Below are 14433 nucleotides of genomic sequence, written 5' to 3'. Positions count from 1 at the left end.
ACCTGGACCCTAGACAAGTCCCATCGTTGCAGGTCAGGAGCACTCTTCGCGTTTCTGATCACCCACCGGACGCACTGCCTCGTGAAAGCGCGAGGCTAGCGTCAGCCGCGCTGACAGAGCACTCCGACCGTCCAATGCTGCAATACCCCGACGCGCGACACCACAGCACGCCGGCGCAACCACCAGCACTCCGTCACCCGGAAGGACATGTCATGTCGGTTCGCAGAGCAGGTCTGCGCGTTGCCACCGCCGCTGCCGTGCTGGCCGGTCTGGCAGTAGCGGTGCCGCAGGCATCCGCTACCGACCGGCCTGCCGTGAAGATTTCGGCAAAGGCCGACTCAACCACGCGGGCCCTCGTTCAGGCGGATCCCTCCCCCGCTGCTGCGGCTGCCACAGTCTGCGGGTCCGGCTACGCGCTGAGCAAGGCCATACCGCTCCCGGTCGGCGTTGATCCCAGCGTGCGAAAGGGCACACTGTTCGCCTACGAAAACAGCGGCAACGGCTGCGCCATCCTCGACAACAACGTCGGAGGAGCGAAGTACATGTACCTGCATGTCTGCAGGGTCGACGGCACTGGTTGCGACACGGACACGGGAAACTTCAGCGAGTACGCCGGCCCGGTCTACGTCACCAGCTTCGCTTGCGCTCCCGTCACCGCCAAGATGGGCACCACATCCAGCAACTTGTACTTCAACTACAACTCCGAGTATGTCTTCCCCTGTGACTGAGCTCAGACTTCGCCAACTTGGCCTCCCCGCACGCCTGATAGCCGTGGCCGCACTGATTCCACTCGTTCTGACAGCGTGCGGGGGTCAAGGCGACCAGCGGGCCGCTACACCTACTGCACACCCGTCGACGACTGAAGAGCCGTCCACGGGTGCAGACCAGTCGGCGGCCGCCAGCCAAGCAGCCCCCGCAGCCCCCCGGCAGACAGCGCAAGCTGGTGACCCGTCCCCGAAATCGACGGACGTCGACGAAGCTATGGCAGAGGCAAACCGCGAGGCTGACGAACAACGCGCCGCCGCAGCCGCCAGCGGAGAGCCCGTCGCCCCTAGGGACACCCACATCCCGGCCCCCGGGGAGTACGGGTTTGGGAAGCCAGCCGCTACCGCCCAACATGGTGAGGTCGTCGCCTACACGCCGCGCCGTGAGTCAGGGCGACTGACCGTTCCTATCACCATCCACAACGGGAGTGACGATCGTGTCAACTATCGAGTCGAAGTAACGGTAGTGGGGGGAAGCCAGAATTCCCCTGTCACGGTCACGACCAACGCGGACAACGTCTTCCCGGGAACCACTTGGCCTACCCAGGTCGACATCACGACAGCAGGCGTCACCACCAGTCCTGCCAACCTGCAGATCAGTCTGGAAGTAGTGCAGGACGTCTACCCATTCGGCGACGGCCACTGACTTTTCCTGTCGCTACGCGGGAATTCCGTCGTCGACGAGATGGTGCCCGGTGCGCCCAGTAGTTCATCAACGTCACGTGCAACAGGGGTGTGCGTCACCAGGCAATTCGAAGCGGGGCGAGAACGGTTACGCCGGCTGGGCTTTGATGTGCGCGCCCACTCGGGCGTCGCTACACAAGAAGGGATTACGTCTCATTTGGTAATTTCAGCCCGAGCGCGCTCGCCACGGTCGCGTCGAAACATGGCTAGCGAGACCAGGCCGGGACACTTTCGGCACCGCGATCATCCAATCCGCCCTCTACCGTAAAGGCTGCGACGGTGGTGGCGTCGTTGGGACTCGCAGCGACCGCGTCGAGGGCGATGTGGAGCAGTTGAAGACGCAGATGAGGGCCAGTATCGCCTATCGGATATCGCTCTCCGGCTGAAGGCGATCAAGGGCCCGTTCAACGTGGATGCTTGCATCAGCGTCAACGGCGGCTCAGAAACCGTTCGCTGCATCCAGCAGCGACTCAACGAAACTAAGTGATGTCCCGGAAGCGGGTGTTGGGAAGCGCGTATCCCCCTACGGCAGACACTGTTCACGCGATGGCCGCGGGCTGCCCATTGCCGTCCAGCACGAGCTGCGATCGCGGACGGCGCAGCGAACGAAGTCTTCGGCCCCGGAACGCCGTCACCTGCGCCGCAACTCCCGCCCTCGCAACAGGTCTAGGGGCGACCTGCACCCCTTGGCGCTGCCTGAGTTCCTCTCGTGGAGCCGCTCGGTCGATGACGCCCAGGTGGTGTCCTCTATTTGCGGGTGACTCTGCAGAACGGGAGCCAGAGAGGTTCGCTGCCCGTGTGTCCGATCCCAAGGCGTGCCAACCACCCTGGCAGAGAGCAGTCCAATTCAACGCGAAGGTAGGAGGAGCAAATGGCCGACGAGATGGTGCTTCGCGCACAGAGGTTCGTCAATACGACCTACAACAACGGTTCCACTCTCGGCATAGGCAAACTGGAGGAGAACGGGCAGACCGGCTGGCCGGTCATGTACGCCCTTACTCGTGCCCTCCAGTATGAGATGGGCATCACGGCACTGTCGGACTCATTCGGTCCGACCACGCTGGCGACCATTGGTGAGAAGTACGGCAAGCTCGACGAGACGACCATCCCTTCGGCGAACTTCTGCCGGATCATCCAGTCGGCGCTTTACTGCAAGGGGTACGACGGCGGCGACATCGACGGCACCTACAATGACCGGGTGAAGGCCGCCGTCGGGAAACTCCACCAGAACATGGGCGTGGCTAGCACATACCCCGGTAGCTCCCTGTGGCCGAAGACGGCCAAGGGTCTGTTCAACATGGACGCTTACGTCACTGTCGCCGGCGGCTCTGACACCATTCGCTCTGTCCAGCAGTGGCTCAACGGCCGCTACATCCTGCTCAAGGACTACTATGTCATCCCCTGCGACGGCCACCACTCCCGTGACGTCGCCAAGTCGTTGCTGCTGGCCATCCAGTACGAACTGGGCATGGCCGATGGCGTTGCGAACGGCGTCTTCGGCCCGGGAACGCAGTCCGGCCTGAAGTCCCACACCGTCTCGGTCGCGAGCAACGCCAGCGGCGTGTGGGCACAGCTCTTCACTGCAGCAATGATCCTCAACAAGAACACTGTGGCCTTCGGTGACTTCACCACCGCCGTGCAGAGCACCGTCCAGACCTTCCAGGCCTTCTGCCAGCTTCCCGTCACGGGTGCCGGCGACTTTTCCACCTGGGCGTCCTTGTTGGTGTCCTACGGCGACCAGTCCCGCAAGGGCACCGCCTGCGACGGCGTCACCATGATCACTGCGGAGAGGGCCGCATCGCTCAAGGCGGCCGGCTACAAGTACGTCGGCCGCTACCTCTACAACCCCTACCCCGACGGGGATCTCCCGGAGAAGCAGATCCAGCCGGGGGAACTTGCCACCATCAAGAACGCGGGGCTGCGCTGCTACCCGATCTACCAGACGTGGAGCCGCTCCGCCGACTACTTCAACACCAACCAAGGCGTGAGAGACGCCTTCCAGGCCATCGACTGGGCCCGGTATCACGGCTTCAAAGCAGGCACCGTCATTTACTTCGCGGTCGACTACGACGCGATGGACGGCGAAGTCACCTCGTACGTCATCCCGCACTTCCGCGCCGTCATGCGGACCATCAGCGAAAACTCCGGGTACAACGTGGGCATCTACGGCGCACGCAACGTCTGCCAGCGCGTCATCGACGCCGGCTACGCATCCGTGTGCATGGTCTCCGACATGTCCAGTGGCTTCTCCGGCAACCTCGGATACCCACTGGCCACCAAGTGGTCTTTCGACCAGATATCCACCATCACGGTCGGATCGGGCAGCGGATCACTCGAGATTGACAACAACATTGCGTCCGGCCGCGACACCGGCCAGGGCGACTTCGACGCCGGTGTCTCCTTCGATGGCCTGGACACGGACCTCGACAAGGACGCCTACCGCGCCTCCATGCTGACGGACGTGAAGAACTACCTGGAATCGATCGGCGTTCCCGAGACGGGGGGAGACGGCTGGACCGACTCGGACTGGGCCACCCTCGGCGGCATATCCACCACTGAGGCCTTCGATGCTGTGGTGGATGCCGACTGGCTCTTCACTTCACTGGCCCGAACGCTGAGGGTCCGCAAAGCACTCATCCAAGCCCCGGTCATGTGGGAACTGCGCAAACTCAACCCCCTCGACTTCGCCGCCGATGCTGCGGTCCAAGCCGGCCTGAAGGACGACTGCAGCACCGGCTGGGGCCAGATCTTCGCCAAGACTGCCATCCAGGCCCGCAACTACTGCATCGGCGAGGGCATCATCAACGGCACGGGCCTGGACTACAACAACAAGGACGACCTCAGAGCCGTGTGGGACAAGCTCCACGACGATCAGGAGTACAACATCCGCTCCGTCGCCTACACGTTGATCTTCAACGCGGAGCTACTGGGTATCCCCCGGCCGGATCTGACCGGCAATGTCCACGTCACCGAGGCTTGTCTCGCTCGGTACAACGGAGAGGGCCCAGACGCCGAGAAGTACGGACAGGAACTGATGGGCCTGTACAACGTCTTGGAAAACTACAACGCGTTGTCGCGCGCCGCATAGCGCACCCGCACAGAAGAAGGATGAAGAGATGATCAGGCGGTGGTCGGTGCCCCTGGGGGCGAACATGCTCGTCGGGATCCCCGGCGTGATCCCATACTGGCTGCTCTGGTACCTCGCATCGAGTTGGGCGACGGGCCCCGCGCCGGAGGAGAACGACGGCATGGCGCTCTGGCTGGTCATAGTCGTGCCCATCGTCGGGCTCTACGCCCTGCTCTGGGCGTCCGTCAACCGGCCACTCGCCCGCCGGAGTGCGCTTGCTTCACATGCTTACTGGTCGCTCAGCGTCCTCGCCACCTTCCTACCGACGGCCGCGCTCATCATCTACTCCCCGTGAAAGGACACGAAACCGTGCAGCAGGACACACGAGACGTTTCCAGGCGAACTGTGCTGGCGCGCGCGGGCATCATTGCAGCCGCCGCAGCTGTGACCACCCTGACGCCGAGCGTGGCAACGGCCGCGCCCATCAAGGCCTGGAAAGGTGCGCCGGCGGGGGTGCCGACATCCGCGAACGGCTGGCCGTTGGAGCAGCAGGCGAACCACATCTCCACTGTCTGGACTCGTCCTGTTCCTGGAAGCGGTTTTGAGGTTGATATCCGGATCGGAGACGCGGAAGCAATCCTCCTCCACGTTGTTCGTCGCTTCCACTATGAGGTAGAGCAGCTTCACTCGGTCGACATCGCCGGCTGGCAAGCGATCGACGAACTGACCAAGAACGCGCCTGAGTCGAACCTTGCCTCGGGCACCGCGGTCCGTATTCGCCCTGGTGCCGCGGCCCAAGGCAGCCTCTTCCCTCTCCAGGAAGTCGTAGTACGCGACATCCTTGCTGACTGCGGGGGCGTTGTCCGTTGGGGCGGTGACGATAACCCGGTGGACGAATCCCTGTTCTACCTCGACCGCGGTCCGAATAGCCACGAAGTACGAGACCTAGCACGCAAGTTGCGACACGGAGAGGTAACCCCCGGTCAAGGTGCCGGGAACGCCGTCGATGTGATGGCCCGGTCGAGACGCGACCGCGCGAACCGCCTTGCCGAAGTTCAGCGCGAGCGCTAACCACCCTCCGACCGGGCAAGTTGAGCAGCGTCCCATCCGCTGTTGCCGGTTGGCACCATGCGATGCCGGGGGCAGCGGAGGCGCGGCCGAACGGCACCCGGCTCGCAAGGTGGTTGCTGGACTGCGGGCTACGGTGTCTCTCAAATTTTTCCCTACCGATCACCACGGCCAGGGAGAAGAGTGCATTGACCGGCATGGATGCTCCTGATGAGAATCCGGACACCTCGGCCGCACCACGCACTCGACGGGCGGCACATACCCAGACCCATCGCCACTGGCCACGGACACCACCTGAGCGCGACCGTTTCCTGAACTGGTCAACGCCGCGGGGAAAGGGCACCCGACCTACCCGCCGTCGCCACCGATACCACCGGGCCCATCCTCGACCGCTTCCGCGGCCGCGTCGAGCTCCGCCCACGCCGCGTCGCTCAGGTCGGTGTCGGCCCATGTGACGGCGGAGGTGACCTCGTCGGCGGAACGGAAGCCCGCGACCACGCAGGCCACGACGGGGTCGCGGAGCGGGAAGCGGACGGCGGCATGGGGCAGGACGGTTCCGTGCCGGGCGCAGACGTCGGCAAGGCGCCGGGCACGACGCAGCACCGCGTCGGGGGCAGGGCCGTAGTCGAAGGTGGCGTTGTCGGGAGGGCAGGGCCGGCTGAGGAGGCCCGAGTTGAACGGGGCCGCGGCGACCACCGAGACACCTCGCTTCGTGCATGCCTCCAGCAGCGGACGTGCAGTGCGGTCGATGAGAGTCCACCGGCCGGCCATCATCACGGTGTCCACGTCCGCTTCGGCGACGACCCGCAGCAGTGGGGCGACGGCATTCATGCCGACGCCGACGGCTCCGATGACGCCTTGGTCGCGGAGGCCCACCAGCGCGGGCAGTGCCTGATCCATGGCCGCGTCGAGGTGATCGTCGGGGTCGTGGACGTAAACGACGTCCACACGGTCCAGACCCAGTCGGGTCAGGCTGCCCTCCAGGCTCCGCAGAACGCCGTCGCGCGAGTAGTCGGGACGGCGCAACAGCGTGTCCGGTACGGCGAAGCCACCTGCGGCCAGGTCGGATCCGGTGGGGGCGGGGTGCGGCTCCAGCAGGCGGCCGACCTTGGTGGAGAGGGTGAACTCCGCTCGGGGCCGGTGGGCGAGAGCCGCGCCGAGCCGGCGTTCGGACAGCCCCAGGCCGTAGTGCGGGGCGGTGTCGTAGTAGCGCACACCGGCCTCCCAGGCGGCCTCGACCGCGGCCCGCGCCTGGTCGTCGTCGAGCGGGGCGTAGAGATTGCCGATGGGGGCGGCGCCGAACCCCAGTGCACTGACCCGGACGCTCGTACGGCCGAGCCGGCGGGCCGTCACGATGCGATCCCGTACCAGCGCGCGGCCGTCGTGCCGAAGACCGCCTCACGCTCGACAAAGTTCAGGTGGTCGGTGAGCGACTCGGCGACGGACAGGACTTCGTCGTATCCGGCGGCGAGCAGGCAGACCGGCCAGTCCGAGCCGTACATGAGGCGGCCCGGGCCCATTGTCGCGAGCAGTACGTCCGCGAAGGGACGCAGAGCGCGGGCCGGGTCGGCTGCGGTCCGGGTGACCAGGCCGGACAGTTTCACGGCGACATTGGGGCAGTCGGCCAACTCGGTCAGCAGCTTGGTCCACGGCGGCAGGCCGTCGGTGCCGACGACCGGGTTGCCGGCGTGGTCCAGGACGAAGCGGACCTCGGGCAGTTCGCGTACGGTCCGGACGGCGGCGGGCAGTTGGTCGGGCCGCACGAGCAGGTCGTAGACGAGGCCCGCGGCACCCACCGCCTCGATGCCGCGACGGACCTCGGGACGCTCCGGCCAGTCCGGGTCGGCCTCGTCCTGAATGCCGTGCCGGATGCCGACGAGCGCGGATCCCCCGGGCAGCTCGCGCAGTCGCGCCAGGCGGTCGGCGATGCCGGGGTCGGTCAGGCTCGTCCAGCCGACGACCGCTCGCACGTGCGGGTCTGCGGAGGCCACGGCGAGCAGTTCGGGGGTCTCCTCCGCAACGGCGATGGTCTGTACGAGGACGGTGGCGTCGATCGCGTTCTGGTCGAGTGCCGGCCGCAGTTCGGCGGCGGTGAAGGTGCGGCGCAGGGCGGGCAGGTCGCGGGTCCACGGCTGGTCCCGCACCGCGAGGTCCCACAGATGGTGATGAGCGTCGATGCGCACCGTTCAGTCCTTTGGGTCGGTGGACGGATGTCGGTCGGGCTCCTGTCCCCACCGTCGGTGTAGGAGCGGGGCCGGCCCTCCGCGGCGGCGGCGTGGGCACGGACCAGGGCGGGCACGTGCCGTCAGTCGAGGTGGAAGACCTCTTCGGCGGGGGCCCACCACTGCCCCTCGGCCGCGCTGTCCAGCGGCTGCTGGCACGGATCGGTCAACGCCCACCACTGGCGGGAGACCGGGTCGGCGGCGATCGCCGCCGTGTCGGCGCAGTAGTCGGTCCCCGTGTACTCGAGGTAGCTGAAGAGCAGGCCGTCCCGGAGGAAGATGGAGTAGTTGCCGATGTTGGCCCGTTTGAGGGCCGCGAGCACGCCCGGCCACGCGGCGGCGTGCAGTTGACGGTACTCCCGCTCCTTCTCGGGCCGCAGACGGATCACGGCGGCGAAGCGCTGCATCCGCTCAGCCTTCCTTGCGCAGTCGCAGTCCGTCCATGCCGCCGTCCACGGCCAGGGAGGTGCCCGTCGTGGAGGCGGCGGCCGGGGAGGCCAGATAGGCGACGGCGGCGGCGACCTCGTCGGCGCTGACCAGGCGGCCGTGTGGCTGCCGGGCGGCCAGCGCTGCGTGTTCGGCCGCCGGGTCGTCCGCCCGGTCCAGCAGCCGGCTGACCCAGGGCGTGTCGGCGGTGCCGGGGTTGACGGCGTTGACCCGGATGCCGGCCGGCAGCAGGTCGGCGGCCATCGCCCGGGTCAGCGACAGCACGGCGCCCTTGCTGGCCGAGTACAGCGCGCGCTGCGGCAGGCCGGCCGTCGCGGCGATCGAGCTGATGTTGACGACCGCCGCGTGGGCGGAGACACGCAGCGCGGGCAGCGCGGCGCGTGTGACCCGGACCAGCCCGAGGACGTTGATGTCCAGGACGCGGTGCCACTCTTCGTCGGGGTTGTCCTCGATGCCGCCCTGTGCACCGATCCCGGCGTTGTTGACCAGCACGTCCAGGCCGCCGAGGGCCGAGACGGCCGCTCCGACGCCGTCTTTGACCGAGGTGTCGTTGCCGATGTCGGCCCGTACGTGAGCGGTGAAGCCCGCGGGCGCGGCCTCGGCCAGATCGAGCACGGCCACCCGGGCCCCCTGGGCGGCGAGCAGCCGGGCGGTGGCAAGGCCGATGCCGGAGGCACCGCCGGTGACCAGGGCACTGAGTCCGTCGAAAGCACCCATGTCAGGCCTGCCCGAATGTCTGCCGCTGGCGGCCGAGACCGTCGATCTCCAGGTCCACGACGTCGCCCGCTCGCAGGTAGGGCAGGCCGGGCCGGCCCAGGGTGACGCCCGCGGGGGTACCGGTGTTGATGACGTCACCGGGACGAAGCACCATGAAGTGGCTCAGATACCAGATCAGGTGGTGCACACCGAAGATCATGTCGGAGGTATTGCCGTCCTGGCGCGGCTCGCCGTTGACCGACAGCCGCAGGCCGAGCGCTTGTGGGTCGGGCACCTCGTCCGCGGTGAGCAGCCAGGGGCCCAGAGGGTTGAACGTCTCGCAATTCTTGCCCTTGTCCCACTGGCCGCCGCGTTCGAGCTGGAACTCGCGCTCGGAGACGTCACACGCGGCAGCGGCGGCCTCGTCGGGCAGGTAGCGGGCCTCGCGGCCGATGACGACGGCGAGTTCGACCTCGTAGTCGGTCTTCTGGGAGCGGCGGGGGATCAGGACCTCGTCGTCGGGGCCGACCACGGTGTCCGGCGTCTTGAGGAAGACGATGGGCTCCTCGGGGACGGCGGCACCGGTCTCCGCGGCGTGCTGCCGGTAGTTGAGCCCGACGCAGACGATCTTCCCGATCCCGGTCAGCGGCGCTCCGAACCGGCCGGGCGACTCGACCACCGGCAGCGCGTCGAGGTCGACGCCGGCCAGGACCGTGGGAAGGGTGTCGGGCGTCAGGTCGGCGACGAGGGGGCGCAGGTCGTGCCACGATCCGTCGGCCCCGGATATCAGGGGGCGTTCGGCGCCTGCCGTGCCGTGCCGGGCCAGTCTCATAGGGGTCTCTCCCACGGGTGCGCGCTCGGAATTTCCACCGCATGGGGCGCCGCCGGGCCGTACGGCCCCGCGCTCCGCTCGCGGCTTCAGCCGGATGCGGGTCCTGGTGGCAGCCGCGCCGAGCGCCCGTCCCGGGGCCGACGTGATCGCCATGACGAAGGATCTGCTTCATCCGACAGGCAGGACCATAAGGATCTGATCCTTCCTGTGCAATAGTTCCGAGTGAGATTCCTGATATGTCCTGCTTGATACGGGTTTTGAAGAGGAGACGAACAAAAAAGCTCTCGGACTCTTTCCAGTCCGTAACGCCAATGTCATAGTTACCCCGCCGATGAATCTCATTAATGTGGAACAGGCAAGAGGAGGGTTACCCCGTGGCAGCCGCAACACAGGTCCCTGGCGAAGGGGATGACGACGCGTCGCCTCGCTACAGGCCGGGCTATGAGCTGGTCGCCGAGCAGCTGCTGAACTACATCGAGGAGCGGAAGCTGCGGGCCGGCGACCGGCTGCCCACGGAGCAGGGCCTGGCTGAGATCCTGGGCGCCTCCCGCAATGTCACCCGCGAGGCGGTGAAGGTCCTGGCCGCCATCGGCCGGCTGAGTGTGCGGCGTGGCGCGGGCATCTTCGTCGCCGAGTCCACCGGCGGGCTGGTGGACGACCAGCTCTCGCACTTCCGGCCGACGAGCATGGAACACGTCCTGATGCTGCTTGACTACCGGACGGTGATCGAGTCGGAGACGGCGCACCGTGCGGCCTCCCTCGCCACGCCGATCGAGGTCCGGACCATCCGGGAGTGCGCCGAGTCGTCACTGGAGGCGGCCCGGACGGCAGACGGGTACGCCTTCGCCAGGGCCGACGAGGCGTTCCACGACGCGGTGGGCGCCGCCGCACACAATGTCTTTCTGAGAGCGAGCGTCGCCAACGTGCGGCGTTTCGCGTCACAGTCCGACGTGCTGCTCTTCCACGGTGACGCTCCCGGGTCACTGGAAGTAGCCGCGGGACAGCACCTCGCCATAGCTGAGGCGGTCGCCGCGGGGGAGGCCGATCTCGCAACGCAGCTGATGGCGGAGCACATTGCCACCACTCAGAGCCAGTTCGAACGCAAGATCCGTGACCGGCTGTTCAATCTTGACAGCCGCGGCGCCTCCGGGGCGCCGGCGCAGCCGCCGAGGAGCGCCGGTGCCACAGACGAGCCATCGTCCCCGCAGACGTCCGCCTCGTAGACGGCACCGCGCCGGTGCCACGGCTCGCGGATGGAGCCGCCCAACGCCGAAGGATCCGCAGGACGAGCGGTTTCCCGGACGTCACCTCATTCAGGCGATTGGATTCCTGTGTCTGTACCGTCTGTTTCCACACGCATATTTGTGCCGCTCCGAAGAGTTTTCGTGGGTGCACTGGCCCTCGCAGCGACAACGGCGCCCCTGGCCGCCGTGCCGGCCCAGGCGTCCCCCTCGAACGCGCCGGGCCTGGACGTCTACGTCTCGCCTACCGGCCGCGACGCCGGCCCCGGTAGCGCCAAGCATCCGTTCAAGACGCTGGAACACGCACGGGACTACGTGCGTGGCGTCAAGGAGAAGGTCTCCGGCGATGTCCGCGTGCGGCTGATGTCGGGTACCTACCGGCTGAGCCGGACCTTCACCCTCACCGCCCAGGATTCGGGCAGTGCCGGGCACCGGGTCATCTACGAGGCCGCGCCCGGCGCGCACCCGGTGATCAGTGGCGGCACGCAGGTCACCGGCTGGACCCCGGCCGACTCGTCGGGAAAGGTCTACAAGGCCGAGGTCGGCGACCTCGACACCCGTCAGCTCTACGTGAACGGCGAGTTGGAGACCCGGGCGCGGGGCGGGAAGAACCCGGCCGGCTTCAGCAAGACGTCCACCGGCTACACCTTCACCGACAGCAGCCTCAGCAGCTACAAGCGTCCCTCGGACCTGGAGGTCGTCAGCAGTTGGGGCTGGAAGCTCATGCGCTGCCCCGTACAGTCGATCTCCGGCAACACGATGACGATGCAGCAGCCCTGCTGGCACAACGCCAACCTCCAGCAGGGTCAGGAGATCACCAATCCGACCTGGCTGGAGAACGCCCGCGAGCTGCTGGACACTCCCGGCGAGTGGTACCTGGACAAGGGCGCGGGCGAGGTCTACTACATGCCCAAGGACGGTCAGGATCTGTCCACCGCGACCGTCACGGTGCCGCGCGTGCAGGACCTGGTCGATCTGAAGGGCACCAGGGCCGACCCGGTGACCGACGTGTCCTTCGAGGGCATCACCTTCTCGTACTCCACCTGGCTCGCCCCCAGCTCGTCCGAGGGCCTCATCGAGGGTCAGGCGGGCTTCCGGATGGTCGGTGACAACAACCCTGACTTCGACTCGACCCGTCTGAAGTGGCAGAAGACGCCCGGCGCGGTCAACGTGAGCTACGGCCACGGCGTCGGTTTCCAGGGCAACACCTTCACCCACCTCGGCGCGGTCGGTCTCAATCTGAACACCGGCACCCAGGGCACCGACATCACGGGCAACGTCTTCCGCCAGATCGCCGCCACCGGCATCCAGATCGGCGGCACCGACGTGATCGACGCCCACCCCGATGACCCGCGTGACATCACCAAGGACACCACGGTCGACAACAACGTTGTCACCCAGGTCGCCGACCAGTACAACGGCTCGCTGGGCATCCTGGCCGGCTACACCGACCACACGGTGATCACCCACAACAAGGTCTACGACCTGCCCTACAGCGGCATCTCCGTCGGCTGGGGCTGGGGTCTGACCGACAAGGGCGGCGACACCAACTACCCCGGCAACTCCGGCGTACCGGTCTGGGACACCGACACCACCAGCCGGGACAACAAAGTCACCGACAACGACATCTCCGACATCATGAAGTCGCAGGCCGACGGCGGCGCCATCTACACCCTCAGCACCAACCCCGGCGGCGTCGTCTCCGGCAACTACATCCACGGCGTTCCAGCGCCGGCCTACGGTGCCATCTACCACGACGAGGGCAGCCGCTACTGGCAGAACACGGGCAACGTCCTCTGCGACGTGTCGTACCAGTGGCTGCTGATGAACCACGGCATGGACATCACGGCCACCGGCAACTTCACCACCCAGCCCAGGTTCAGCACCCAGGCCAACAGCACGGGCGACACCGTGACCGGCAACATCACCGTCGGCTCCTGCGACCAGCTTCCGGCCTCGATCGTGAACAACGCCGGTCTCCAGCCGCGCTACCGTCACCTCGACCCGGGCCCGGACGTCACCGACCACCAGGCGCCCACCGCGCCCGGCACCCCGGCCGCGGTCACCGACTTCCCGACCATCGCGGACCTCAACTGGCCGGCGTCCACCGACGACACGGGCGTCACGGGCTACTCCGTCTACCGCGACGGCACGCTCATCAGCGCCTCCGGAAAGACCTCGGTGCGCCTGTCCGGCCTGACCGCCGGCAAGACGTACAGCTTCCGGATCACCGCCCGTGACGCGGCCGGCAACGAGTCCCAGCCGAGCCAGGCACTGCAGGTCACCATGCCCTCCGGCTCCGACCTGGCACTGAAGAAGCCGGTCACCTACTCCTCGTACTCCGAGGACAACACCCCTCAAAAGGCGGTGGACGGCGACCTGTCCACCCGCTGGGCCCAGGGCCTCGGTCTGCCCGACCCCTCCTGGATCCAGGTGGACCTCGGTGCCCAGTACAACGTGAACGGCGCGATCACCACCTTCGAGAAGAGCAGCGGTTACAAGTACCGCATCGAGGTGTCCCCGGACGAGGTCCACTGGCAGACGCTGGCGGACCACACCTCCGCGAACACCACGGAGATGACCGACTACTCCCACACCGCCGATCCGGTCCCCGGGCGCTTCGTGCGGCTGACGGTCACCGGCTCCAGCGGCAACGGCGGCAGCATCTACGACTTCCAGGTCTACGGCACGCCCAGGGCGCCCAGTTCCGACCACACGCCTCCCGCGGCCCCCGGGCAGCCCACCGTCAAGCCCCTGCTGCCCAGTCTGGCGGACCTCACCTGGCCCGCAGCCACCGATGACACCGGCGTGACCACCTACGCCGTCTACCAGGACAGCAAGCGGATCGCCGTCACCGACGCCACGACCCTGCGGGTCTCCGGCCTGACTCCGGAAAAGCAGTATTCCTTCACCGTCATCGCCCGCGACGCCGCGCTGAACACCTCCGACCCCAGCCCGGCGGCCGTCACCACCATGCCCGCCGACCACGACCTGGCGCAGAACAAGGCGGTCACTGCTTCCTCGTACTCGGAGGACAACACCCCTCAAAAGGCGGTGGACGGCGACCTGTCCACCCGCTGGGCCCAGGGCCTGGGGCTGCCCGACCCCTCCTGGATCCAGGTGGACCTGGGCCAGGACACGTCGGTCTCCAGCGTGGTGACCACCTTCGAGAAGCCCAGCGGCTACAAGTACCTGCTCGAGTACTCCGCCGACGGCGTCACGTGGTCCACATTCGAGGACCACACCTCCCAGAACACCGCGTCGGCGACCAACTACTCGTTCGCCGACGCGCCCGTCACCGCCCGCTACCTGCGGCTGACCGTCACCGGCTCCAGCTGGAACGGCGGCAGCATCTACGAGCTCCAGGCATACGGCGACTTCTGACCCGTACCGCCCCTGGAGCCGGCCCGCT

Annotated in this window: 12 protein-coding genes; 7 read left to right on the top strand and 5 right to left on the bottom strand. The window is 67.1% G+C overall.

Annotated elements, in window-relative coordinates; all coding sequences use genetic code 11:
- Positions 1–212: 212 nt before the first annotated feature.
- The 5 genes from ADL25_RS40525 (at position 213) to ADL25_RS47370 (ending at position 5586) form a co-directional block, all read left to right on the top strand.
- Positions 213–728, top strand: coding sequence for a hypothetical protein (locus tag ADL25_RS40525; RefSeq protein ID WP_059132943.1), 516 nt, complete (start codon positions 213–215; stop codon positions 726–728).
- A gap of 253 nt (positions 729–981) precedes the next feature.
- Positions 982–1410: a hypothetical protein gene (locus ADL25_RS49475; protein WP_159045127.1), complete on the top strand. Its 429-nt coding sequence runs from the start codon at positions 982–984 to the stop codon at positions 1408–1410.
- A 909-nt stretch (positions 1411–2319) separates the two neighbouring features.
- Positions 2320–4536, top strand: a complete 2217-nt coding sequence (locus ADL25_RS40520; RefSeq protein ID WP_059132942.1) for a glycoside hydrolase domain-containing protein — start codon at positions 2320–2322, stop codon at positions 4534–4536.
- A 28-nt stretch (positions 4537–4564) separates the two neighbouring features.
- On the top strand, positions 4565–4870 hold the full coding sequence (locus ADL25_RS40515; RefSeq protein WP_059132941.1) for a hypothetical protein: 306 nt from the start codon (positions 4565–4567) through the stop codon (positions 4868–4870).
- A gap of 14 nt (positions 4871–4884) precedes the next feature.
- A complete protein-coding gene (locus tag ADL25_RS47370) occupies positions 4885–5586 on the top strand; it encodes a hypothetical protein (RefSeq protein WP_079050930.1) in 702 nt (233 codons plus the stop codon).
- A gap of 345 nt (positions 5587–5931) precedes the next feature.
- Here the strand turns inward: ADL25_RS47370 and ADL25_RS40510 are convergent, their stop codons facing one another.
- The 5 genes from ADL25_RS40510 to ADL25_RS40490 form a co-directional block, all read right to left on the bottom strand.
- Positions 5932–6936, bottom strand: a complete 1005-nt coding sequence (locus ADL25_RS40510) for an aldo/keto reductase (protein WP_059132940.1) — start codon at positions 6934–6936, stop codon at positions 5932–5934.
- Positions 6933–7766, bottom strand: a complete 834-nt coding sequence (locus ADL25_RS40505) for an amidohydrolase family protein (protein ID WP_059132939.1) — start codon at positions 7764–7766, stop codon at positions 6933–6935. The genes ADL25_RS40510 and ADL25_RS40505 overlap by 4 nt, the downstream gene beginning before the upstream one ends.
- Positions 7767–7888: 122 nt before the next feature.
- Positions 7889–8212: an L-rhamnose mutarotase gene (locus tag ADL25_RS40500; RefSeq protein ID WP_059132938.1), complete on the bottom strand. Its 324-nt coding sequence runs from the start codon at positions 8210–8212 to the stop codon at positions 7889–7891.
- Between the two features lie 4 nt (positions 8213–8216).
- Positions 8217–8969 (bottom strand): SDR family NAD(P)-dependent oxidoreductase, encoded by a 753-nt coding sequence (locus ADL25_RS40495; RefSeq protein WP_059132937.1) that lies wholly within the window; start codon positions 8967–8969, stop codon positions 8217–8219.
- A gap of 1 nt (position 8970) precedes the next feature.
- Positions 8971–9780 (bottom strand): fumarylacetoacetate hydrolase family protein, encoded by an 810-nt coding sequence (locus tag ADL25_RS40490; protein WP_059132936.1) that lies wholly within the window; start codon positions 9778–9780, stop codon positions 8971–8973.
- 374 nt (positions 9781–10154) lie between these two features.
- On the opposite strand from ADL25_RS40490, the gene ADL25_RS40485 reads away from it, so the two are divergent.
- Together ADL25_RS40485 and ADL25_RS40480 are read left to right on the top strand one after the other, a co-directional pair.
- Positions 10155–11003: a FadR/GntR family transcriptional regulator gene (locus ADL25_RS40485; protein ID WP_059132935.1), complete on the top strand. Its 849-nt coding sequence runs from the start codon at positions 10155–10157 to the stop codon at positions 11001–11003.
- 30 nt (positions 11004–11033) lie between these two features.
- Complete coding sequence (locus ADL25_RS40480; protein WP_079050929.1) at positions 11034–14405, top strand: discoidin domain-containing protein; 3372 nt, start codon at positions 11034–11036, stop codon at positions 14403–14405.
- The last annotated feature ends 28 nt before the right edge of the window (positions 14406–14433 follow it).

The sequence above is a fragment of the Streptomyces sp. NRRL F-5122 genome, from assembly GCF_001507435.1.
In the GTDB taxonomy this organism is placed as follows: Bacteria; Actinomycetota; Actinomycetes; order Streptomycetales; family Streptomycetaceae; genus Streptomyces; species Streptomyces lannensis.
This window is presented reverse-complemented; position numbering and strand designations above follow the sequence as displayed.